This is a genomic window from Geodermatophilus bullaregiensis (assembly GCF_016907675.1).
Lineage (GTDB): Bacteria > Actinomycetota > Actinomycetes > Mycobacteriales > Geodermatophilaceae > Geodermatophilus > Geodermatophilus bullaregiensis.
Window position 1 is genome coordinate 2,952,260 of sequence record NZ_JAFBCJ010000001.1, and the last position, 23,086, is coordinate 2,975,345.

General features: G+C 76.1%; 20 protein-coding genes. 13 read left to right on the plus strand and 7 right to left on the minus strand.

All coding sequences use genetic code 11. From position 1 onward, the window contains the following. Positions 1 to 87 precede the first annotated feature (87 nt). Together JOD57_RS13980 and JOD57_RS25445 are read left to right on the plus strand one after the other, a co-directional pair. Complete coding sequence (locus JOD57_RS13980; RefSeq protein ID WP_204692575.1) at positions 88 to 753, plus strand: HAD family hydrolase; 666 nt, start codon at positions 88 to 90, stop codon at positions 751 to 753. Beyond that, positions 750 to 1,700: a Gfo/Idh/MocA family protein gene (locus tag JOD57_RS25445; protein WP_204692576.1), complete on the plus strand. Its 951-nt coding sequence runs from the start codon at positions 750 to 752 to the stop codon at positions 1,698 to 1,700. Before JOD57_RS13980 ends, JOD57_RS25445 begins: the two co-directional genes overlap by 4 nt. Here JOD57_RS25445 and JOD57_RS13990 read toward each other — a convergent pair. The 6 genes from JOD57_RS13990 to JOD57_RS14015 form a co-directional block, all read right to left on the minus strand. After that, positions 1,619 to 2,848, minus strand: a complete 1,230-nt coding sequence (locus tag JOD57_RS13990; RefSeq protein WP_204692577.1) for a glycosyltransferase — start codon at positions 2,846 to 2,848, stop codon at positions 1,619 to 1,621. The two genes, JOD57_RS25445 and JOD57_RS13990, sit on opposite strands and share 82 nt — an antisense overlap. Further along, positions 2,845 to 3,807, minus strand: a complete 963-nt coding sequence (locus JOD57_RS13995; RefSeq protein ID WP_204692578.1) for a glucosyl-3-phosphoglycerate synthase — start codon at positions 3,805 to 3,807, stop codon at positions 2,845 to 2,847. The genes JOD57_RS13990 and JOD57_RS13995 overlap by 4 nt, the downstream gene beginning before the upstream one ends. 209 nt (positions 3,808 to 4,016) lie before the next feature. Then, a complete protein-coding gene (locus JOD57_RS14000) occupies positions 4,017 to 4,994 on the minus strand; it encodes a glucosyl-3-phosphoglycerate synthase (protein ID WP_204692579.1) in 978 nt (325 codons plus the stop codon). 87 nt (positions 4,995 to 5,081) lie between these two features. Then, a complete protein-coding gene (locus tag JOD57_RS14005; RefSeq protein WP_307824679.1) occupies positions 5,082 to 7,247 on the minus strand; it encodes a phage holin family protein in 2,166 nt (721 codons plus the stop codon). Next, entirely contained in the window at positions 7,232 to 7,882 is a 651-nt protein-coding gene (locus tag JOD57_RS14010) for a DedA family protein (RefSeq protein WP_307824680.1), read from the minus strand. Before JOD57_RS14010 ends, JOD57_RS14005 begins: the two co-directional genes overlap by 16 nt. 5 nt (positions 7,883 to 7,887) lie before the next feature. After that, positions 7,888 to 8,688 carry an MBL fold metallo-hydrolase gene (locus JOD57_RS14015; RefSeq protein WP_239571973.1) on the minus strand — a complete coding sequence of 267 codons (801 nt, stop codon included), beginning with the start codon at positions 8,686 to 8,688 and terminating at the stop codon, positions 7,888 to 7,890. 166 nt (positions 8,689 to 8,854) lie between these two features. Between JOD57_RS14015 and JOD57_RS14020 the strand changes: the two genes are divergently transcribed. The 11 genes from JOD57_RS14020 to JOD57_RS14070 all read left to right on the plus strand — a co-directional run bounded on the left by JOD57_RS14020 (position 8,855) and on the right by JOD57_RS14070 (position 22,254). Then, the gene (locus JOD57_RS14020; RefSeq protein WP_204692582.1) at positions 8,855 to 9,070 is read left to right on the plus strand and encodes a hypothetical protein; all 216 of its coding nucleotides are present in this window, start codon (positions 8,855 to 8,857) and stop codon (positions 9,068 to 9,070) included. A 70-nt stretch (positions 9,071 to 9,140) separates the two neighbouring features. Then, complete coding sequence (locus JOD57_RS14025; RefSeq protein WP_204692583.1) at positions 9,141 to 9,530, plus strand: MmcQ/YjbR family DNA-binding protein; 390 nt, start codon at positions 9,141 to 9,143, stop codon at positions 9,528 to 9,530. Between the two features lie 179 nt (positions 9,531 to 9,709). Next, positions 9,710 to 10,270: a molybdopterin-binding domain-containing protein gene (locus JOD57_RS27460; RefSeq protein ID WP_204692584.1), complete on the plus strand. Its 561-nt coding sequence runs from the start codon at positions 9,710 to 9,712 to the stop codon at positions 10,268 to 10,270. Positions 10,271 to 10,282: 12 nt separating this feature from the next. Then, complete coding sequence (fdh, locus tag JOD57_RS14035; protein ID WP_204692585.1) at positions 10,283 to 13,000, plus strand: formate dehydrogenase; 2,718 nt, start codon at positions 10,283 to 10,285, stop codon at positions 12,998 to 13,000. Positions 13,001 to 13,121: 121 nt separating this feature from the next. Next, positions 13,122 to 14,192 (plus strand): 4Fe-4S dicluster domain-containing protein, encoded by a 1,071-nt coding sequence (locus tag JOD57_RS14040; protein ID WP_204692586.1) that lies wholly within the window; start codon positions 13,122 to 13,124, stop codon positions 14,190 to 14,192. Next, a complete protein-coding gene (nrfD, locus tag JOD57_RS14045; protein ID WP_204692587.1) occupies positions 14,189 to 15,241 on the plus strand; it encodes an NrfD/PsrC family molybdoenzyme membrane anchor subunit in 1,053 nt (350 codons plus the stop codon). The genes JOD57_RS14040 and nrfD overlap by 4 nt, the downstream gene beginning before the upstream one ends. A 1,066-nt stretch (positions 15,242 to 16,307) precedes the next feature. Continuing rightward, complete coding sequence (locus JOD57_RS14050; protein WP_204692588.1) at positions 16,308 to 17,621, plus strand: hypothetical protein; 1,314 nt, start codon at positions 16,308 to 16,310, stop codon at positions 17,619 to 17,621. Between the two features lie 12 nt (positions 17,622 to 17,633). Beyond that, entirely contained in the window at positions 17,634 to 18,083 is a 450-nt protein-coding gene (locus tag JOD57_RS14055) for a hypothetical protein (RefSeq protein WP_204692589.1), read from the plus strand. Positions 18,084 to 18,151: 68 nt separating this feature from the next. Continuing rightward, positions 18,152 to 20,368, plus strand: a complete 2,217-nt coding sequence (locus tag JOD57_RS14060; RefSeq protein WP_204692590.1) for a hypothetical protein — start codon at positions 18,152 to 18,154, stop codon at positions 20,366 to 20,368. A 102-nt stretch (positions 20,369 to 20,470) separates the two neighbouring features. Beyond that, positions 20,471 to 21,322, plus strand: coding sequence for a hypothetical protein (locus tag JOD57_RS14065; RefSeq protein WP_204692591.1), 852 nt, complete (start codon positions 20,471 to 20,473; stop codon positions 21,320 to 21,322). Positions 21,323 to 21,336: 14 nt separating this feature from the next. Then, a complete protein-coding gene (locus tag JOD57_RS14070) occupies positions 21,337 to 22,254 on the plus strand; it encodes a hypothetical protein (protein ID WP_204692592.1) in 918 nt (305 codons plus the stop codon). Here the strand turns inward: JOD57_RS14070 and JOD57_RS14075 are convergent. Then, positions 22,238 to 23,071 carry an N-acetylmuramoyl-L-alanine amidase gene (locus tag JOD57_RS14075; RefSeq protein ID WP_204692593.1) on the minus strand — a complete coding sequence of 278 codons (834 nt, stop codon included), beginning with the start codon at positions 23,069 to 23,071 and terminating at the stop codon, positions 22,238 to 22,240. The two genes, JOD57_RS14070 and JOD57_RS14075, sit on opposite strands and share 17 nt — an antisense overlap. Between the last annotated feature and the right edge of the window lie 15 nt (positions 23,072 to 23,086).

The window sequence follows — 23,086 nt, forward strand, 5'->3', positions numbered from 1 at the left end:
GGCGGGGTCGACCGCCGACGGGGCCGGCGGCCGCTCGTGCGGGCCGGCCGGGGTTCGGCTCCGGTGGGGCTGGGCAGTGCCCCCGCCGTGAACCCGCACCTGGTCGCCGTCCTCGACGTCGACGGCACGCTCGTCGACACCAACTACCAGCACGCGCTCGCCTGGTACCGCGCGTTCCGCTCGCTCGGCGAGACGTTCCCCGTCTGGCGGATCCACCGGCTCATCGGCATGGGCGGTGACCAGCTGGTCGGCGCCATCGGTGGTGAGGAGCTCGAGCGGCGGGTCGGCGAGCAGGCGCGTGAGCGCTGGGTCGAGGAGGTCGACGCGCTGATCGACGAGGTCGCGCCGCTGCCCGGTGCGCGCGACCTGCTCGCCGGTCTGCGCGAGCGCGGCCACCGGGTGGTGCTGGCCAGCTCGGGCAAGCCGCACCACGTGGACCACTACCTCGACCTGCTCGACGCCCGGGGCCTCGCCGAGGCCTGGACGACGAGTGGGGACGTCGAGGCGACCAAGCCCGCCCCTGACCTGCTCCAGGTGGCCCTGCGCAAGCTGGGCGAGCCGGAGGACGCGGCCAGCGCGCTGGTCGGGGACTCGGTGTGGGACGTGCAGGCCGCCGGGAACGCCGGCATGCCCGCCGTGGTCGTGCGCTCGGGCGGCTTCGGGGACGACGAGCTGCGCGAGGCCGGGGCAGTGGCCCTCTTCGACACCCCCGGCGACCTGCTCGCGGGCCTCGACGGGACGCCGCTGGCGTGAGCCTGCGGGTCGGCCTGGTCGGCGCCGGAGGGGTGGGCGCCCGCCACGGGCGCACGCTGACCGGCCTGGACGGCGTCGAGCTGGTGGGGGTCACCGACGCCGTCCCGCACGCGGCCGCCGCGCTGGCCGCCGAGCTGGGCGTGCCCGCCGTCGACGACGTCGGCCGGCTGCTCGGGTCGAGCCTGGACGCCGTCTGGCTGTGCGTGCCGCCGTTCGCCCACGGGGAGCTCGAGCTCACCGTGGTGCGGGCCGGCCTGCCGCTGTTCGTGGAGAAGCCGCTCGGCGCCGGGCGCGCCGTCGCCGAGGAGGTGGCCGCCGCCGTCGCCGACGCGGGGGTGCCGACGGCGACCGGCTACCACTGGCGGCACCTGGACACCGTGACCGCCGCCCGCGCGGTGTGCGCCGCCGCCCCGCCGCGGCTGGTCTCGGCCACCTGGCTGGACAAGGTGCCGCCCCCGGCCTGGTGGGCGCGCGCCGAGCGCTCGGGCGGGCAGGTCGTCGAGCAGGCCACCCACGTGCTCGACCTCGCCCGCCTGCTCGCCGGGGAGGTGGCCGAGGTGCAGGCCGTGGCGGCGCCGTCGTCGGCGGAGGGCCGGGACGTCGACGACGCCACGGCGGCGGTGCTCCGGTTCGCCTCCGGCGCGGTCGGCACCCTGACCGCGGCCTGCGCGCAGCCGGCCAAGACCCGCGCCGGCATCGAGCTGTCCTGCGCCGGCGCCGCCGTCGAGCTCACCGAGACCTCCCTGGCCGTGACCACGGCGGCCGGCACCGAGCGCTCCGAGCCCGCGGTCGACGCCCGCACCGCCGTCGACCGGGCCTTCGTCGACCTGCTGGTCGGCGGCACCCGCGCCGGGGGGCTGGTCGACTACGCCGAGGCGCTGCGCACCCACCGGCTGGCCGTCGCGATCGCCGAGTCCGCGCGCACCGGGGAGCCCGTGCGCCCCTGACCGGCCCGGCGGAGCACCTCGGCGTAGACCCGCTCGTAGGCCGCCGCCATGACGGCCGGGGCGAACCGCCGTCGCGCCTCCTCCGCGCAGGCCAGCGGGTCGATCCGGCCGATCCGGGCCAGCGCCGCGGTGAAGCCGGCCTCGTCGTGGGCCAGCAGCCCGGTGCGCCCGTCGTCGACCAGCGAGGGCAGGCAGCCGCGGGCCATGGCCACCACCGGTGTGCCGGCCGCCAGCGCCTCGCAGACCGCGGTCCCGCCGGGCTCCTCCCAGCGGATCGGGAACAGCACCGCCCGGGCGCGGCGCAGCAGGTCGGCCTTGCGCGCGCCGGCCACGCCGCCCACCCAGCGCGCCTGCTCGCCGTCGAGCAGCGGGTCGACGCACGCGCGGAACCAGGCGACGTCAGGGTGGGCCAGCGCCGGGTGCCCGGGCGTGGCCAGGGCGGCGTCGAGGGCGGCGCGGTCGGGCAGGGGGCCGACCGGACCGGCGAGGACGAGCGGGACCCCGGCGGCGCGGCAGGCGCGCACGGCGGTGTCGGTGCCCTTGAGCTCGCACAGCCGCGACAGCACGAGCACGGCGTCGTCGCGCTCCTCGCGCGGCAGCGGCGGCGGCCCGTCGACCGGCACCGCCAGCGGGACGGCGGCCAGGGTCTGCCGGCGCAGCCGGTCCGGGCCCCGGGTCACCTGGCTGTCGGAGACGCCGGCGAAGAACACCCGGCCGCGGCCGTCGAAGCGCTCGTAGAAGTCGGCGTTGCGGTGCAGGTCCCAGTGCAGGGTCTGCAGCACCGGGGGCGCGGCCGGGCCGAGCGCGCCGAGCACCGCCGGGCCGACGACCTCGAGGTGGGTGTGCACCAGGTCGAAGGGCTCCCCGGCGGCCGTGGCCGCGGTGACGGCGTCGGCGACCGCCAGCGCGTGCGCGTGCGCCACCCCCACGACCTGGGAGTAGGGGGCGCCGAGTGAGTCGAAGCGGCCGCCGGGGAAGGCGCTGACCAGGCCGTCGACGGGCAGCGTCGAGTCCCCGGAGGCGGCCAGGACGACGGTGTGGCCGCGGGCGCGCAGCTCGGTGACGAGCGTGGCGACGACGTTCTCCAGGCCGCCGTAGCCCTCCGGCGGGACGGGCAGCCAGGGACCGGCGTCCACCAGCAGCCTCACCGGCGGCGCCCCTGCGCGCCGGCCGCCGCCCGCACCGTCTGCATGGGCGGCCGCTCGGTGACGCCGACGTCCCAGCTCACCGCCTCCACGCCGTCGCCGGTGCGCAGGAACTGCAGCAGGTCCGGGGCCGGCGCGCCGCCGCGCGGGAGCCGGGCCATCGCCGTCTGCAGGATCTGCCCGGCCATGCGGCCCAGTGCGGCGTCGGACTGGTGGCCGTGGCGGCGGGAGCCGAGGTCGACCTGCGCCAGCGCGTCGACACCGGCCAGCGCGGCCAGGTCGACCAGCAGGCCGAACTCGACGCCGTAGCCGGAGAAGAACGGCACCTGCTCGAGCAGCTCGCGGCGGCCGGCGTACTCGCCCGAGAGCGGCTGGACGAACCCGGCCAGCTGCGGCCAGAACGCGTTGAGCAGCGGCCGGGCGACCAGCTCGGTCACCCGCCCGCCGCCGGAGGGGACGATCCCCTCGGTCGTGGACAGCGGGCGGTCGTAGAGCGCCTTGACGTAGCCGATGCCCGGCTCGGTGAGCAGCGGGCCCAGCAGGCCGACGACGAACTGCGGGTCGAAGCCGACCAGGTCGGCGTCGACGAAGACGACGAGGTCGCCGCTGGTGGCCGCCAGTCCCTTCCACAGCGCCTCGCCTTTGCCCGGCACCCGGCCGTGGGCGGGCAGGACGGTGGCGACGTCGACGACGCGCGCACCGGCGTCCGCGGCGACCGCGGCGGTGCGGTCGGCCGACCCGCTGTCGACGACGACCACCTCGTCGACCAGCGGCGCGCGCAGCACGAGCTCCTCGCGGATCGTGGTGACGATCGCGCCGACGGTGGCCTCCTCGTCGAGCGCCGGCAGCACGACGCTGACCGTGGTCCCCTGGGCGCTCCGGGCGGCGGCCAGCTCGGCTGCCGACCACGTGGCGGCGGAGAAGGTGCGCCGGCGCAGCCAGCGGTGGACGTCAGGGCGCACGGGCTGTTCCCCCTGGTCAGGCGCCGGCTCCACTGCGCGGCGCGGGTCCCCCGGCGCGACAGCATGCCGTACGGGACGTCGTCCGTGCGGAGAGCGCGCACCCCGTCCGTGGGCAGCGTCCTCCTCGGTGCGTGAGCGTCGCCGTCACCTTGCGCAGGGTCACGCCGCGTCCGTGTGGGGGACCGCCCCGGCCACGGACCGTGAGGTCCTCAGACGGCGCCGGCGCGGTCGGCCCGGTACTCCGCGACGCCGACCATCGGCGGCCGCTCGTCGACGGCCACGGACGTGCTGACCGGGACGAACCCACCGCCGCCGTCGCTGCGGAACTGGGTGAGCAGCCCGCCGGCGTCGGCGCGGACGCCGGGGACGCGCGAGAGCACCGCCGACACCACCTGGCCGGCCATCCGGCCGAGCGCCTCCTGGTCCTGCGAGGTGTGCCGGCGGACGCCGAGGTCCACCTGCGCCAGGCCGGGCAGGCCGAGCAGCCCCAGCAGGTCGACCAGCAGGCCGACCTCGACGCCGTAGCCGGACAGGAACGGCACCTGCTCCAGCGCCGAGCGGCGGCCGGCGTACTCGCCGCCCAGCGGCTGCACGAACCCGGCCAGCTCCGGCCACAGCGCGTCGAGCAGCGGCCGGGCGGTCAGCTCGGTGACCCGGCCGCCGCCGGCGGGGGAGGTGTGGCCGGACAGTTCCAGCGGCCGGGTGTAGCAGCCCTTGACGTAGCCGACCTGCGGATCGGTGAGCAGCGGGGCGAGCAGGCCGGGCACGTAGTGCGTCACGTCGCCGAGCAGGTCGGCGTCCAGGAAGACCAGCAGGTCGCCGGTGGTGGCCGCCAGCGACTTCCACAGCGCCTCGCCCTTGCCCGGCCGGGTGCCGTGGGCGGGCAGCACGTCGGCGGTGGCGACGACGTCGGCGCCGGCGGCCCGGGCGACCTCGGCGGTGCGGTCGGTGGAGTCGGAGTCGACGACGAGCAGCTCGTCGACCAGCGGGACCCGCCGCACCCACCGCTCGACGAGATCCCCGGCCAGCCGGCCGACCGTGGCCTCCTCGTCGCGGGCGGGGAGCACGACGCTCACCCGGTGCCCGCCCCGGCGCTTGGCCCGGAGCAGGGCCGCGACGTCGAGGTCGGCGGCCGAGCGGGCGGTGTACGTGCGGCCGGAGAACCAGGCGCGGGCGTCGGGTCGCATCGGCCCACTGTCGTGGACACGGCGCGAGCGGCGCCACGGTGGCGGGCGGAGTTCACGTCGCCGTGGCCGGGCGTTCGCGGCGGGGCCTCACACCCGGCTGGGGTCGGCCTCCCGCAGTGCCGCCGGGCTGTCGGGGCCGACGGCGGCGTCCGTCCCGTCGGGCTCCGGGTGGCCGAGCTCGGTGAGCCAGCCGCGCAGCACCCGGTGCAGGTGCTCGGCGCCGACGACCTCGCCCGGCGCGGTCAGCGTCCGGGGGTGGGCGAGGAAGCCGCGCTGCTGGGGACCGCCGAGCCCGCCGTGCGACCCGACGTGCGGCTCGAAGGGCGAGGCCTCATCGGTGTCGGGGTCGTAGCGGCTGTTGACCACGACGTCGGGGCAGTGCGGGAACCCGGAGACCCGGGTCACCAGCGCGGCCGCGTGCTCGCCGTAGGGCGCCAGCGGGTCCTCGCCGAGCACCTCCCGGGTGGCCAGCCGGTGCACCCCGTCGCGGCCGAGGACCACCGGCCCCTGGTCCTCGGAGTGCACCAGCAGGAAGCCCACGCCGTCGTGGTCGACCAGGGCCGGCAGCAGGTCGGGCCAGTGGTGCTCGATCTCCTCCAGCGGCACCCGGCCCGGCAGGTCGGGGAACGAGATCGCGGCGGTGTGCCCGGAGACGACGACCACCACCCCCGGCGCCACCCGGGCCACGCGGCCGGGCTGCCCCGGCGGCGTGCGGTGCCGGTGCTCGGCGGCGCCGGCGGTCTCCACCCGCTCGCGCAGCCGGCGGGCGATGACCCCGGGCCCGGACGCGGCCTCGGCCAGCGCGGAGGCGACCTGCCAGCCCTCGGCCGGCCGCCGGCTGTCCCGGGGCTCCCCGCCGCGCTGTCCGGGCGGCGGGGAGCCGCCGCAGTGCCGCCCGACGAAGGCCTCGATCGTCTCCCCGAAGCGCTGGGCGAACGCCTCGCCCTGCGTCTGGCCGTGGTCGGAGAGCAGCACCAGGTGGTAGGGGCGCGGGCCGAGCTGGACCGCGCGGGCCAGCCGGCCGATCTGCTGGTCGATGCTGCGCAGCACCTCGAGGGTGTCGAAGCGCTCGACGCCGCTGTGGTGGGCGACCTCGTCGTAGCCGAGGAAGTCGGCGTACACCACCGGCCGGCCGGCCAGCACGTCCTCGAGGATGGCGGCGACGACGACGTCGCGGGCGACGACCGTCGTCCCCGGCCGGGCCAGCGGGTAGACCCCGCCCCGGCTGACCCGCGGGCGCACGTCGGCGCGGCGCTGGCGGGCGGCGGCCGCGAGCTCGCGGTAGACGTCGGCCAGCGACGTCCCGAGCGTGCGGACGGCGTTCACCGGGTTGGCGAAGTAGGCGTAGTAGCCCCCGCCCACCCGGTCGCGGCGCCGCCCGGCCCGCCGCGGCGCCACCAGTGGCAGCGAGCTCATGGTCAGGCTGACGAACGGGGCGTCGCCGCTGAACAGGTTGCCGCGGCTGGCGCCGCCGCCGGCGAGCAGCCCGCGGCCGTCGGAGTGCCGCCGCTCGACCTCGGCGGCGTCGGACGGGCGCGACACCGCGACGACGTGGTCGCGGTCCTTCTCGTACCAGCGGAAGCCCGGGACGTCGTGGTTGGAGCCGTGCAGGATGCCGCACACGGAGGCGCCGGTCTGCGAGCTCCAGTCGGTGTGCCACGAGGTCAGCGCGTGGCTGCCCGAGCGCAGCCACGCGGCCAGTGTGGGCATCGACCCGTCGCGGACGGCGCGGCGGGCGACGTCGGCACCCAGGCCGTCGATCTGCAGGAACAGCACGCCGGGCGGGCAGGGCTCCAGGCTGGCGCCGCCCGCACGGCGCCGGGCACGGCGGAAGAACACCTCGTCCTCGTCGATGGCCAGCGCGCTGCTGACCACCGCCGTCACCGCGGCCATGGCGACGACGACGAGCACGCCGGTGCGCAGGTCGGCCACGACCACGCCCGGCACGGCGAAGGAGACGGCGAGCACCGCGGCCCCCAGCAGCAGGAAGCTGCCCAGCCCCAGGGTGAACAGCGCGACCGGCAGGGCCACGCGCATCACCAGCGGCCAGACGACCCCGGCGAGCAGTCCGAGCAGCAGGGCGGCCAGCGGTGGCTGCCACCAGCCGCCCGTCGCGAAGCCGTCGAGCCAGCGGTCGAGGACGACGAGGGCCAGCGTGGTCAGCAGCCAGGTGAGCAGCACCCGGGCCGTCGTCCGCCCGCGGCCGAGCACCCGGCCACCCGGGCCGCCCGGCCGGCTCACGCCGGGCCGCACGGCGTCGGGGTGTCCTCGTCCTCCGGCTCTCCCACGGGCGCGGGGTGCCGCCTGCGGTGCGCCCCCGCGAGGTTGAGCACCGCCCCGACGAGGAGCACGAGCAGGGTGGCCACCAGCGTGGCCAGGAGCGGGTTGTCGAAGACGCCCCCGCTGACGACGCCGATCACCGCGTAGGCGCAGGCCCACAGCGCCGCGGCGAGCAGCGACGCCGGCAGCAGCCGCCGCCACGGGTAGGCCAGCGCCCCCGCCGCCAGCAGCACGGGGATGCGGCCGGCGGGCAGCAGCCGGCCGGCGATGACTATCTGCCAGCCGTGCCGGCGGAACTGCTCGCGCACCTCCTCGATGCGGTCGGCGTGCTGGCCGCGCGCCACCCAGCGCAGCGCGGCCGGTCCGCCGTACCGGCAGACGGCGAAGGTGAGGACGTCGCCGGCCCAGGCGCCGAGCGTGGAGAGCAGGAGCACCAGCGTCAGGTCGAGCCGGCCCGTGCTGGTGGCCAGGGCCGCGGCGGCGCCGACCACCGCCCCGGTGGGCACGACCGGCACGACCGAGCCCAGCAGCACGCCGCCGAGGACGACCGGGTAGCCGAGCGTCGAGCCGTCGGTCCAGCTCGCCGCCAGCGTCCCCGCCGCGGTCACCGCGCTCACGGTGTGCCTGCCGCGGTGGGCAGCCCGACCGGCTCGCCGGGCTCGGTCAGCGCGACCGTGGTGGGCAGGCCGCGCGCGGCGACCGCGGCGGCGAAGGCGCGCGGGGGGTCGGCCAGCAGCCGCCGGTAGCGCCCGGCGAGCCCGGGCAGCGTCGTCCCCCCGGGGACGGTGAGCGTGCCCCAGTGCACCGGGACGGCGACCGCCGGGCGCACCCGCGCCACCGCCTCGGCCGCCCGCCGCGGGTCGAGGTGGCCCGGTCCCAGCGTCGGTCCCCAGCCCCACACCGGCACCAGCGCGACGTCGACGCCGCGGTCCCCGATCCCGGTCATGCCGTCGAACAGGTCGGTGTCGCCGCAGGCGTAGACCGTCTGCCCGTCGCCCTCGACCAGGTGCCCGACGGCGGTCGTGTCGGGACCGTGGGTCAGGCGCGGACCCCACCGGTGGCCGCTGTGCGCCGCCGGGACGGCGGTCACGCGCAGGGCGCCGTGCACCAGCGACTCGCCGGGCGCGAGCTCGTCGACCCAGCGCTGGCCGCGCGAGCGCAGCCAGCCGCCCGCCCCCCGCGGGACGACGACGCGCACGTCGGGGTCGAGCGCCCGCAGCGAGGGCAGGTGCAGGTGGTCGCCGTGCAGGTGGCTGACCAGCACGAGGTCGACGCCGGCCCAGGACGCCGGGGCCGGGAGGGGGGCGACCCGGCGCAGCGGACCGACCGAGCGGGTGAGCACCGGGTCGGTGAGCACGGTGCTGCCGGCCAGCTCGACGCGGACCGTCGAGTGACCCAGCCAGTGCAGCCCCATCCCGACCACCCGACCAGTATCGACCCGGGCACCGACGGGACCGGAGCCGTCGGTGCCCGTCGGTCGTCCGGGGGGCGACGCGCCGTTCCGGGTGCGGGCGGGCCGGATGCGTCCGACCATCCGTGCCATGACCTCAGTGGGAGCAGACCCGGGGTTGCCAGGGTCGGTGACGGAGCTGTCGGGGGAGCTGCGCCGCATGGCGCTGCACCTGGAGACGGCCGCGGTGCTGGAGCTCAAGGCCGCGCGGGCCGAGCCCCGGCAGGGCGCGGTGCTCCGACGGCGAGCCGAGCAGCGCCGTCAGGAGGCCGCGCGGCTGCGGGAGCGGCTGGCCGCGTGCGGCGTGGTGCTCCCCCCGCGGGCCTCCCGCGCCCCGGCCCCCTGACCCCGCCGTGCGCTCCCGCGGGGTGCACGGCGGAGCCCGTTCCCGGGGCTCGCGGCGATAGCGTGCCGGCGTGGCCACCTGGGCGGACGTGCGGCGCCTGGCACTGGCGTTGCCGGAGACCACCGAGGGCACCTCGTGGGGCTCGGCGTCGTGGAAGGTGCGCGGGCGGACCTTCGTGTGGGAGCGGCCGCTGCGCCGTGCCGACCTCGAGCACCTCGGGGACGACGCCCCCGCCGGCCCGGTCCTCGGCGCCGCCGTGGCCGACGAGGGCGTCAAGCACGCCCTGGTCGCCGACGACCCCGCCGTCTACCTGACCACGCCGCACTTCGACGGGTACCCCGCGGTGCTCGTGCGCCTGGAGCAGGTCGACGTCGGCGAGCTCGCCGAGCTGGTCACCGAGGCGTGGCTGGCGAAGGCGCCGAAGCGCCTCGCGCAGGCGTTCCTCGCCGCCCGCCCGTGAAGGACGGCCCTGCGCGCTCGCGGGAGGGGCGTTCCTCGTGCTCCGGGGGTGGTGCGGCACCCGCGGAGCACGAGGAACACCCCCGGCGCGGAGCCCGGGAGGATGGCGGACGGGACCGTCCGGCACCGCCGGGTCCCGTCCGCGCGCCGGATCCGGCCGGGAGTGGCAGAGTCCACAGCGTGAAGACCTGGCTCGACGCCTGGCCGGTGTTCCGGCAGCTGACCGGCCCCGACCCCCTCGGACGCGGCGCGGCGGCCCGCAGCAAGGCGACGGAGAACGTCGTGAGCCGCACGGCCACCGCCGACCGCGTCGTGCAGAGCGTGTGCCCCTACTGCGCGGTGGGTTGCGGCCAGCGGATCTACGTCAAGGACGAGCGGATCGTCCAGATCGAGGGCGACCCGGACTCGCCGATCAGCCGCGGCCGGCTGTGCCCCAAGGGCAGCGCCAGCAAGCAGCTGGTCACCAGCCCGACCCGCGTGACGACGGTGAAGTACCGCCGTCCGTACGGGACGGAGTGGGAGGACCTCGAGCTCGACACGGCGATGGAGATGATCGCCGACCGCGTCCTCGAGGCCCGGCGCAAGGGCTGGCAGGACGAGAACGACGGCAAGCGCGTGAACCGCACGATGGGGATAGCGAGCCTCGGAGGGGCGACCCTCGACAACGAGGAGAACTACCTCATGAAGAAGCTCTACAGCGCCATGGGCGCCATCCAGATCGAGAACCAGGCGCGCATATAGCACTCCGCCACGGTGCCCGGTCTGGGTGCCTCGTTCGGTCGTGGCGGTGCCACGAACTCCCAGGAAGACCTCGCGAACTCCGACTGCATCGTCATCGAGGGTTCGAACATGGCCGAGTGCCACCCGGTGGGCTTCCAGTGGGTCTCGGAGGCGAAGGCGCGCGGCGCCAAGGTCATCCACGTCGACCCGCGGTTCACCCGCACCAGCGCGATCGCCGACCTGCACGTGCCCCTGCGGATCGGCACCGACATCGCCTTCCTCGGCGGCCTGATCCGGTACGTGCTCGACAACGACCTGTACTTCAAGGAGTACGTCGTCGCCTACACCAACGCCGCGGCGCTGGTCGGTGAGGACTACGTCGACTCCGAGGACCTCGACGGCCTGTTCTCCGGGTTCGACCCGGAGAACAGCCAGTACGACGAGGCCAGCTGGCAGTACGAGCCCGAGGAGCCGCCGCACTCCGGTTCCGACGACCCGGCCGGCGCCGCCGAGCAGGACCGCAGGGAGCAGGACCCCGAGGTCAAGAAGACCGACCACGCCCAGGCGTCCGGCAGCGGCGGCCCGCCGATCCCGGCCAAGCCCAAGCGCGACGAGACGCTGCAGCACCCGCGGTCGGTCTTCCAGGTCCTCAAGCGGCACTTCGACCGCTACACCCCGGAGATGGTGGCCGAGGTCTGCGGCATCGAGCCGGAGGTCTTCCTGCAGGTCGCCCGCTGGGTGACGGAGAACAGCGGCCGCGAGCGGACGACGGCGTGGGTGTACTCGGTGGGCTGGACGCAGCACAGCGTCGGCGCCCAGTACATCCGCACCTGCTCGATCCTGCAGACGCTGCTGGGCAACATCGGCCGTCCCGGCGGCGGCATCCTGGCGCTGCGCGGCCACGCCAGCATCCAGGGCTCGACCGACGTCCCGACGCTGTACAACCTGCTGCCGGGCTACCTGCCCATGCCGCACGCGCTGCAGCACGGCTCGCTGGACGAGTACTGCGCCGACGCCGCCGGCAAGGCCGGCTTCTGGGGCAACAAGCGCGCCTACACCGTCAGCCTGCTCAAGGCCTGGTGGGGGGACGCCGCGACCGCGGAGAACGACTTCGCCTTCGACTACATGCCGAAGATCGACGGCGACCACAGCTCCTACCGGCAGATCGTCGACATGATCAAGGGGAAGATCTCCGGCTACTTCCTGGTCGGCGAGAACCCGACGGTCGGGCACCCCAACGGGCGCATGAACCGGTTCGGGCTGGCCAACCTCGACTGGCTGGTCGTCCGCGACCTGCAGATGATCGAGTCGGCGACCTTCTGGAAGGAGTCCCCGGAGATCGAGACCGGGGAGCTGGCCCCCGAGACGATCGCCACCGAGGTCTTCTTCGTGCCCGCGGCCTCGCACGCGGAGAAGGAGGGGACCTTCACCCAGACGCAGCGGCTGCTGCAGTGGCGGCACAAGGCGGTCGACCCGCCGGGCGACGCCAAGAGCGACCTGTGGTTCTACTTCCACCTCGGTCGCATCCTGCGCGAGCGGCTGGCCGGCTCCACCGACCCGCGGGACCGCCCGCTGCTCGACCTCACCTGGGACTACCCGACGCACGGGCACGACCGGGAGCCCAGCGCCGAGGCCGTGCTGCGGGAGATCAACGGCGTCGGTCCCGACGGGCGCGCGGTGTCGGGGTACATGGACCTGCGCGACGACGGCTCGACGACGTGCGGGTGCTGGATCTACTCCGGCGTCTACGCCGACGAGGTCAACCAGTCCGCCCGCCGCAAGCCCGGCCGCGAGCAGGGGCCGGTGGCCTCGGAGTGGGGCTGGGCCTGGCCGTACAACCGGCGGATCCTCTACAACCGCGCCTCGGCCGACCCGGACGGCAAGCCGTGGAGCGAGCGCAAGAAGTACGTCTACTGGGACGAGGAGGCCGGTCGCTGGACCGGCGCCGACAACCCGGACTTCGAGGCGACCAAGCGCCCGGACTACGTGCCGCCGGACGGCGCCAGGGCGCAGGACGCGATCGGCGGCGCCGACCCGTTCGTCATGCAGGGCGACGGCAAGGCGTGGCTGTTCGCGCCGGCGGGCCTGGTCGACGGCCCGCTGCCGACGCACTACGAGCCGGCGGAGTCCGTCGTCGAGAACGCGCTGTACAAGCAGCAGGCCAACCCGACCCTCGAGCACATCGAGGGCCCGTGGAACCGGGAGAACCCGTCGCGCAGCGACGTCTTCCCGTTCCAGGTGACCACCTACCGGCTGACCGAGCACCACACCGCCGGCGGGATGAGCCGCACCCTGCCGTACCTGTCCGAGCTGCAGCCGGAGTTCTTCGTCGAGGTCAGCCCGGAGCTCGCCGAGCTGCGGGGCCTGACCAACGGCGGGTACGCCACGCTGGTCAGCGCGCGGACGGCGATCGAGGCGAAGGTGCTGGTCACCGAGCGGATCCGGCCGATCCGGCTGCGGGGCGGGCAGGTCGTGCACCAGATCGGGATGCCCTACCACTGGTCCTACAGCGGCCTGTCGACGGGCGACTCGGCCAACGACCTGCTCGGGATCGTGCTCGACCCGAACACGCACATCCAGGAGGACAAGGTCAGCACCGCCGACATCCGGCCGGGACGGCGCCCGCGCGGCCCGGAGCTCATCGACTTCGTCGAGTCCTACCGGCAGCGCGCCGGCGTGCCCTCCGGGCGGGTCGGGGTGAACGGGCGCGACCCGGTCGCGGCCGAGGCCGGCGAGGGATCGACGCTGTGAGGACCGTGACCGGCGCCACGATCAGGTTCCCTGATCGTGGCGCGTCCTCCCTCACGGCAGACGGTGAGGGAGGACGCGCTGCGGTGAGGGAGGACGGCGTGATGAGCGAGAGGAGGCCGGCGTGACCTCGATCAGCTCGGCGAGCCCGGCCTTCACCGGGCGCGACCCCGACAACCGGCTGTTCGGGCCGCTGCCCGACGTCCAGCACGAGGCCGGCTACGACGCCGACCACCCGGCGCGCGTGGGGTTCTTCACCGACACCTCGGTGTGCATCGGCTGCAAGGCGTGCGAGGTGGCGTGCAAGGAGTGGAACAAGCTGCCGATGGACGACTCGCACGGCGTGCGCGACGCCATGGGGCTGTCGGGGATGTCCTACGACAACACCGGTCAGCTCGGCGCCAACTCCTGGCGGCACGTGGCGTTCATCGAGCAGACCCGCACCGTCGACCTGCCGATGCCGACGTTCGGCCGGCCCGGTGACGACCGGCAGGACTCCGGCCGCTCCGTCACCGACGGCCCGGACGACGGGAGCCTGGCGGCGGCGCAGCAGTCCAGCGTGCTCAACGCCGAGGCGCTGAGCGAGTTCGACCCGCAGACCGGGCAGTCGGGTACCGACAAGCAGATCCGCTGGCTGATGAGCTCCGACGTCTGCAAGCACTGCACGCACGCCGGGTGCCTCGACGTCTGCCCGACCGGGGCGCTGTTCCGCACCGAGTTCGGCACCGTCGTCGTCCAGGGCGACATCTGCAACGGCTGCGGCTACTGCGTGCCGTCCTGCCCCTACGGCGTCATCGAGCAGCGCAAGGGCGACGGCCGGGTCTTCAAGTGCACGATGTGCTACGACCGGCTGACCGACGGCCTGCAGCCGGCGTGCGCGACCGCCTGCCCGACGCAGTCGATCCAGTTCGGCAACCTCGACGAGCTGCAGGCCCGCGCCGACGCGCGGCTGGCCACGCTCAAGGGGCAGGGCGTGGAGACCGCCCGGCTCTACGGGCGCGACGAGGACGACGGCGTCGGCGGCGCGGGGGCGTTCTTCCTGCTGCTCGACGAGCCGGAGGTCTACGGCCTGCCGCCGGACCCGGTCGTCACCACGCGCGACCTGCCCGCCATGTGGAGGTCGGCCGGAGCGGCCGCGGTGATGATCCTCGGCGTCGCGCTGTCGGCCGTCGTCGGGTCGAGGAGGCCCCGGTGACGGAGGGCATCACGACCCCCGGCGCCGGCTGGCGGCGGGCGGACGGGCCGCCGGCGCAGAAGCGGCAGCGGCGCCGGCGACGCGGCGGGGGCCGTTCCGGCGGCGGTCGTCCCGGCGGCGAGGTGGCGATGGTCGAGGAGGCCGAGTTCACCTCCTACTACGGCCGGCCGATCATCAAGCCGCCGGTGTGGAAGACGCCGGACGTGCCGCTGTACCTCTTCCTCGGTGGTGCGGCGGGCTCCTCGTCGATCATGGCGGCGCTGGCCGACCTCACCGACCGGCCGGCGCTGACCCGCAACTCCCGCTACGTCTCCGGTGGCGCGGCGATCGCGTCGGTCGTGTTCCTGATCCACGACCTCGGCCGGCCCGAGCGGTTCCTGCACATGCTGCGGGTGATCAAGCCGACGTCCCCGCTGTCGATCGGCTCGTACATCCTGGCGCCGTTCAGCGCGGCGGCCGCGGCGACCGCGGCGGTGGAGCTGCTGGGTTGGTTCCCGCGGCTCAAGCGCTTCGGCGGGGTGGTCGCGGCGCTGTTCGGCGGCCCGCTGGCGACCTACACCGGCGTGCTGTTCTCCAACACCGCCGTCCCGTCGTGGCACGCCGCGCACAAGGAGCTGCCGTTCGTCTTCGGCGCCTCTGGGATGGCCGCCGGCGGGGGGATCGCGATGGCGATCAGCCCGATCGAGGAAGCCGGGCCGTCGCGCAAGATGGCGGTGACCGGCGCGGTGGTCGAGCTGGCCGCGATGCACCGGGTCGAGACCGGGTTCGGCGTCGTCAGCGAGCCCTACCACGAGGGCAGGGCCGGCGCCCTGCTGCGCGCGGCGAAGTCCTGCACCGCGGCCGGTGCGGCGCTGACCGTCGTGGCCGGGCGGCGGCGCGCGGGTGCGGTCGCCGCGGGCGTGCTCCTGTCGGCCGGGTCGCTGCTCACCCGCTTCGGGGTGTTCGAGGCGGGCATGGCCAGCGCCCGGGACCCGAAGTACACCGTGATCCCGCAGCGCGAGCGGCTGGCCGCGCGGCAGAACGGGCACGCGCCGACCGTCAGCCGCTAGGTCGGCGCGGCTGCGGGGAGGCGGGGCAGCAGCAGGCCGTCCTCGATCGTCCGGTCGCGGCGGGGCGGTGCCGGCCGGCTCGCCTGCTCGGACCGAGGCGGATCCGCCGCAGGTGGGTCCCGACGTCTCGGGGTCCGTGCCGGGTGGAGGAGCCCGTACAGGACGGCAGACGGGACCGGTCCGGGATGCGCCGGGTCGGTCCGTCTGCCGTCCTGCCGCACCCGGATCGTCCGGGGCGGCTCCTCGCCGGTGGGACACGTCGTCGTGCCGGTCGCCGCGACTCCGCGGGCGTCGAGCGGGGCGCAGGACGCCGCCGTCGGCCTGCGGGGACGGCCTGCGCCGCGAGCCCGTGGAGGGAGGCAACTGACAGCGGTGTGCGCGTTGGTTGCCAGGTGCTGGCCCGCGCTCGCACGCTGGCGGGCGCTGGTGCCGGTCGGCTGACCACGGTGGGCGGCGTGACCTGCAGCACTGTGCGCCCACGGCGCATCTCGGTCGTCCAGGACGAGCCCTCGGCGCACGTCACCGCCGGTGCCGGAGGCCACGGCCGCCGACCAATCGGCACACCGCTGTGCCGCGCCACCCCCTGGGGTGAGTCGGGTCTCGACTGGGCTTCAGGGCGGCGACAGCACTGCCGAGAACCCGTCCGACGACTGCCCGTTGCGCCGGCCGGCGCGCGGGAGACCCTCCAGGAGGACGACGGATGACGGGGACCTACTGCAGCAACTGCGGCACTCAACGGATGCCCGGGGCGAGCTTCTGCGCCTCCTGCGGCACGGCCGTCGCCCCGCCGAGGGGAGCTCAGCCCGAGGTCGCCGGGACAGGGGGGTGGAGTGTTCCGCAGCCGGTCCAGCCCCCTGTCCAGCCCGCCGTCGCACCCCCTGTCCCCCAGGCCGGCCCGGTGCCGCCCGCCGCCGCGCCGCAGCACGTCGCGCCGCAGCACGTGGCGCCGCAGCACGTGGCGCCGCAGCACGTGGCGCCGCAGGTTCCGCCGGCTCCCGCGACGCCGCCCGTCCACCCGACCGCGGAGCAGCCCACCGCTGCGCCGTGGGGGTCTCCGCCGCCGGGTGTGCCGCAGCAGCCGGCCGCGGCGCCCTGGGGCGCCTTCCCCCAGGGCGCGCCCCAGCAGCCCGTCGCGCCCCGCCGCAACGTCGTCGACGCGCTGCTCACCGGTGACTGGGGCGGCGCCGCCCGTGCGGGTGGCCTCGCCGTCGCCGCGATGGGCGCGGTCTCCCTGGTCGGCGTGCTGCTGGCCACCGGGGGTGGGATCGGGTTCCGCGAGACGATCGCACTGGTCTTCGGCTCGGTCTGCCTCGCCGTCGGCGGGGACGCCTTCACCGAGGCCGGCGCCGAGTCCTTCGCCTCGTCGATGTCGCTGAGCCTGCTGCCGCTGACCGTCACGTCCGCCGGTCTCGGTGTCCTCGCCTGGCAGTCGGTCCTCCAGCTGCGTCGCGCCGCCTCCGCGACGCCGGGCGACACCCTGCTCCAGGGCGTGCGCACGGTCCTGGTCTTCACCACCTGCTTCCTGCCGCTGGCCCTCCTCACCCGGTACGAGGTCGAGAGCGGGTCCGACGACCTCGCCGGCCTCGTCGGCGGGCTGGGCGTCGGGGTCGGCCTGCTCAGCACGGTGATCGGCGCCGTCCTCTTCGCGGTCGCGACGCTCGGCCTGACGTGGTCGTTCTCCCGGTCGACCGTCCTGACCGGCCGGCTCGGCGCCGTTCGCGACGCCTCGCGGGCCCCGCTGGTCGGCGCCCTGGCGGTCTTCGCCGTCGGCGTGCTGGCCGTGCTGTGCGCGCTGGGCTACGGCCTCGTCGAGGTGGACGAGCCGATGGCGCAGGTGGGCGCCACCGTGCTCGCCGCCGTCAACGGCGTCCTCGCCAGCGTCCTGCTGTCTGCCGGCGTGCCGCTCAACGTCGAGGGCAACGCGACCGCGGGCCCGCTGGGCGAGCTCTGGTCGAGTGGCCCGCAGCAGGTCGACCTGTTCACCCTCACCGACGCGAGTGCGTGGGCCTGGCTGGCGCCGGTGGCCCTGCTGGCCACCACGGTGCTGGTGGCCGCCGCCCTGGCGGTGCGGCAGAACACCGTCGAGGACGCCCGCCGCGAGGGTGTCCGGTTCGCCGGTGCCCTGGCCGCGACCGCCTTCGTCGCCGCCCTCCTCGTGCGCATCGCGGGGGAGTCCGAGTTCCCCGAGTACGCGTCGTTCGGAGGTGGCGTCTCGGTGACGTTCAACCCGTTGATGGCGGCCTTCGTGCTCGGCCTCTGGGGCGTCGTGACCGGCCTGCTCGCACCGGTGGTGGCGGCGAAGCTGCCCAGCGGCTTCGTGCTCGGCGTGCGGGGCCGGTTCGGCGCCGCTGCCCAGCCGGTCCAGTCGCCGGTCGCCTGACGGGTGCGGGCGGTGCGTCGCCGGTTCGGCTGCGCCCTGTCCGCCTCGGCCGTGCTGGCCGCGACCGTGCTGCCGTGGAGCAGCACGGCCGCGGCCGGCCGCACCGGCTGGGAGACGGCGTCGCTCGCGCTCGCCCTGGGCGAGGCGGTACACCGGCCGGTGCTGACGGCGCTCGCCTGTGCCTGGTCCGCCGTCCCGCTGGCGGCGGCCGGCGCACTCGTCGTCTGCGTCCTGCTGCCCCGGTCCGGGGCGGCGGCGGCGCTGCGCGGCCTCGGCGCGCTGGTCGTCCTCGACGTCCTGGTCGTGCTCGTCGCCGTGCACCTGGCCGGCCTGCACGTCCTCGTGCCCGGCCCCCTGCTCGCCCTCGCCGGCGGTGCTGCGCTCGCAGTGCTGCCGGCCCGTTGCCCACCCGGACAGCCCCGGCGGCCCGCGCCCGCCGTACCGAGAGGACCCCGACGATGACGTTCTGCCCGGCCTGCGGGACCCGGCTCCTCGGGGGAGCCCGGTTCTGCGAGGGCTGCGGTACAGCCGTGGCCGCACTCGCCACGCCCGCCTCGCCGCCGCCGGCCGAGCGCCTCCCGGCGGCCCCGTCCCCGGTCGAGCACACGGCGCCCGCGCCGCCTCCGGGCGGTCAGGCGACGGCCGTGCTCCCGTCGGCCGGTCCGGCGACGGCCGTGCTGGCGCCTCCGGTCGAGCGGGTGCCGGCCGGGTCCCCCGCCGTCACGCGGCCGGCCGCCGTGCCGGGCAGGAGCCGTCGGCGCCTGCTGGTCGGTGTCAGCGGAGTGGCCGCGCTCGGTGTGCTGGGCGCCGTCGCCTCCGTGGTCGTCGACCAGCTGACCGGGACCGGTGGCGGCGCCGACTCCCCCGAGGCCGCCGTCGTCGAGCTCGCGGCTGCCGCGAACGCGGAGGACGCGGTCACCGCGCTCAGCCTGCTGCCCCCGGGGGAGGTCGGCCCCCTGGTCGAGCTGTACCAGGACGTCCAGGCGAAGGCCACCAGCACCGGTGTCGCCTCCTCGGCCGAGCCGCTGGCCGGGTTCGACCTGCAGCTCGACGGCGTCGCGGTCCAGGCCGAGGAGCTCGGCGAGGGCGTCGCGGCGGTGACCGTCACCGGCGGCACGCTCTCGTGGACCGTCGACCCCGGCCAGATGCAGGGCGCCCTGCGCATCGACCCGTCCGGCGACGAGCGTCAGGGCACGCAGGGAACGGCCGACCTGGTCGAGGTGACCCGCGAGGCGACCGACGGCGCGCCGCTGCGGATCATGACCGTCGAGCGGGACGGTGACTGGTACGTCAGCCCCGTCTACACGCTCCTGGAGGCGTGGCGCACGAGCCAGGGGCTGCCGGCGCCGGACTTCAGCGAGGAGGTCGACCTCGACGGCACCGGCGCCGACTCGGCGGAAGCCGCCGTCCGGCTGGCGGCCGAGGCGGCCTCCACCTACGACGTCGAGGCGCTGCTCGACCTGCTCAGCCCCGACGAGGCCGCCGCCCTGTACCAGTACCGCGAGGCCGTCGTGACCGCGATCAACCGCGACGGCGTCCTGGCCGAGCTGCGGGGCGAGGGCGGGCTCGAGATCACCTCGGTGAGCACCGACGTCGGCGAGGAGGTCGGCGGCCGGGTGCCGGTGACCGTGCGCTCCGCGTCGGGCAGCGTCTACGACGACGACGGCGACTCGACGTCGTGGTCGCTGGACCTCGCCTGCCTGAGCTGGAACGAGGACGGCGACACCGACGGCGTCTGCCTGGACGAGGCCCTCGCCGACGAGGACGTGGCCCCCGGGATCGCCGCGGGCATCGACTCGCTGACGGTCCTCACCCAGGAGGTCGACGACCGCTGGTACCTCAGCCCCCTGGCGACCCTGGTCTCCCACGCCCGTGAGGCCGTCGCGGCCATGGACGCCGACGCCGTCGCGACCACGCTGGGTGTGCCGCAGTTCGGCGGGGTCGACGACAGGCTCGAGGACGGCGTCACGGTCAGCGGCACCGCCGCCGGCTCCGCCGACCACGCCGTCTACGAGATGGACGTGTCCGCCGGCAGCGTGCTCTCGGCCTGCGTCGAGGGCGACGCCTACGCGTTCCTCTACCGCCCCGACGGCCGGCCCGCCGGGCTGGGCGCCACTGTGGCGACCACGACGGGGCCGCACCGCGTCGTCGTGGAGGCGGCCGGTGACGGGTCCGAGGACTTCACCCTCCGACCCACGCTCGGCACCGTCGAGCGGGTGTCGCTGCCGGCGGAGGTCGAGCCGGCCGGTGGGGACGCGTGCGGGTGGCGCGTGCTGGAGTTCCAGGCGACCGCGGGCCAGCCGCTGCTCCTCAGCGCCGAGGGCGGTGGCGAGGTGCAGGTGACCACGCCGAGCGGGGAGACCTCCTGGACGACGGCCTTCGTGCCCGAGGAGACCGGCACCCACCAGGTCACCGTCGCCGCCGACCAGCCGGTGGACATCGCGCCGGTCGACGCGCTGAGCGCCGGCGACACGGTGACCGTGGCCGTGGACCAGTCCCTGCCGACGTACGTGCTCGTGGAGGAGGGGCAGACCCTGCGCATCGAGGTCGCCGGCAGCGGCACCAGGCTGGGGGTCCACCACGCCCACCTGTCGACGGTCGACGGCTACTCGGTCGACAGTTCCTCGGGCTCCTACTCCGGCCGGGCGGCCGTCCTGTACGCCGACGAACCCGGCCTGTACCAGCTCGAGGTGCAGAACCCCTCCTATGCACTGGCCACCTACTCGGTGTCCGTGAGCACGTACTGAGGCCGGCGCCCCTCAGGGCGCCGGGTGACACGACACCACGACGGAGAACGGACGGCGCCGGCCCGTACGGACGGGCCGGCGCCACGGGGAGAGGACGACGACGTGGCCCACGACGACCCGGGCGCGGCGCGGCGGAGACGGACGGCACCGTGGGTGGCGGCCGCGCCACCGGCGACCGCTGCGCCGCAGCACGCCACGGCACCGCTCCCCACCCCGCCGGCGGCGCCGCCGGGACCCGTCCCGCCCGGTGGCCGTGGTGGTGCCGGACACCGGGTCGTCGCCGCGGTGGCCGTCGTCCTCCTCGTCGCCGGGGCAGCCGGGGCGACCTGGCTGCTGACCCGCGACGACGAGCCCGCACCGGCGGCGGTGGCGTCGTCGTTCGGCGCTCCCCCCGTGGCGTCCCCGGACGAGGACGACGACGGCGGCGCGACCGACCCCGTCCCGGCGCCGACGACGAGCGCCGCGCCCACGACGAGTCCGGCGCCGACGACCCCGGCACCCCCGGCAGGCGTCACCGCAGTCCCGTCCTCCGCGAGGACGGAGAACGAGGCCATGACCGAGCTCCTGGAGCTGCGTGCCCAGTCGCTGGACCGGCTGGTGCTCGACGGACGCTGGGTCGCGCAGGTGGCCAGCAAGGCCGTGGGCATCACCGACCCGCTGCAGGTGGCGGCCAACGGCACGCACACCTTCTACGCGCTCGACATCCTCGCCGAGAGCCAGGACGCCGCGCTCCGGGCGTCTGGTCCGGCGGCGGTGTACGTGCTGGGCAGCACCGACTTCGGCAGGCGGTCGTACTGGACCGACGGCCAGCCGTACTGGGTGACCGTCGTCGACGAGGGGTTCAGCAGCCGGGACGACGTCGAGCTGTGGTGCGCCCGCACCCATCCGCAGCTGAGCGGCCAGCAGCTGACCAACGCCTGCGCACCCCGCACCCTCACCCAGCCGCACGACTGAGATCGGAGACCTCGATGGCTGACCGGACAGGACCGGACGCCGCACCCGCGCCGTGGCTGAGCCCGGCCGCCCCGGCCGAACCGCCGCCGTGGCACCCCCCGGCGCAGGCCGCTCCGCAGGGGTGGGCCCGGCCCGGCCCGGCGCCGTCGTCCTGGTCGTCGGACCTCGACCCGATCGACGAGCCGGAGCCGCGGCCGCGGCGCGGTCGCGCCCTGCCCTGGGTGGTGGGGCTGGCGGCCGCGGGCGTGCTCGCGGTGGGCGGCTACGCCGTGGTCGACCGGTCCGCTCCCGACGATGCCGTCACCGCGGCCTCGGACGGCGACGCCCCGGTGTTCGGCGCACCGTCGTCGGGCACCCCCTCGTCCGCCGCGTCGTCGTCCGCCGCCCCGTCGCAGACCCCGGAGACGAGCCCGTCACCTGAAGCCGGCGCCAGCAGCGCCGTGCCGCGGCCGACGGGCCCGCCCAGCACGCTGCAGCCGGTCTCGGTGACGGCCACCTGCCGGGCCCCGGACGGGGTGGACTCGGCCGGCAGCACCGTCACCTACCAGCCGGAGCACACCCTCGACGGCGTCCCCGCGACCGCCTGGCGCTGCCCGGGGGCGGCGGTCGATGCGCAGCTGACCTTCGACTTCGGCGGCCCGGTGCTGCTCGCGTCGGCGGGGCTCGTGCCCGGCTACGCCAAGATCGACCCGGCGGACGGCACGAACCGTTTCACCGAGAACCGCACGGTCACCGCGGTGACGTGGGAGTTCGACGACGGCACGTCGTCAGGACAGTCCGTCCCCGCGCCGCAGCCGAGCCTGGCGACGAGTCACCTCCCGGCTCCGGTCAGCACCACCCGCGTCGTCCTGCGGATCGCCGACACCGGCAACGACACGGCGCTGCGCGACTTCACCGCGATCAGCGACGTCCAGTTCACGGGCTACCGCTGAAGTAGCCGGTGACGGCCGCGGCCAGCGCGTCGGCGACGCGGGCCCGCCCCTCCGCGCCGGTGAGCAGGGCCGCGTCGCCGGCGTTCCGGAGGTTGCCCGCCTCCAGCATGACCGCGGGCACGTCCGACCGGTTGAGCGTGCCGAGGTCGGTGCGCTCGTCGAGGCCGTCGAGGCCGGGGTGGGTGGCGGGCGGAACGCCGGCGCCCACCAGGGCGTCGCGGACGGCGACGGCAGCCCGTCGGCTGTCGGCGACGATGTCCTCGGTCCAGCCGGGGAGCAGGCCCGGCATGATCACGTGGAACCCGCTCGCCGACGCGACCGCGCCGTCGGCGTGCAGGGAGAGCAGCAGATCGGCGCCCTCGCGGTTGGCGATCGCGGCTCGCTCGTCGATGCACGGCCCCCACCCGGCGTCGGCGTCGCGGGTCAGCAGGACGCGGGCGCCGGCCGCCTCGAGCCGCTGACGGACGGCGAGGGCCAGTTCCCAGTTGACCGTCGCCTCCGGGATGCCGCTGTCGGTGGCCGTCCCGGTGGTGTTGCACGCCTTGGCGAAGCCGCCGGCGTCGACCTGCCGGTTGATCTGCGACGGGTTGCTGCCGTTGTCCCGGTTGTGGCCGGGGTCGAGCACGACGGTCCGGCCGGCGAGCGGCAGCGGCGGCGTGGTGGTGGCGGCCGGCGCGGGCGAGGCGCTCGGCACGGGCGGCGGCGTGCTCGCCGCGGCCGGCCCCTCCGGGGCGGCGCCGGCGCTCCCGGGCTGCAGCGCGGACGCCCAGGCGGCGAGCCCGACCACGGCGGCGGCGAGCAGGGCGAGCACCACCACCCGCCTCCGGCTGCG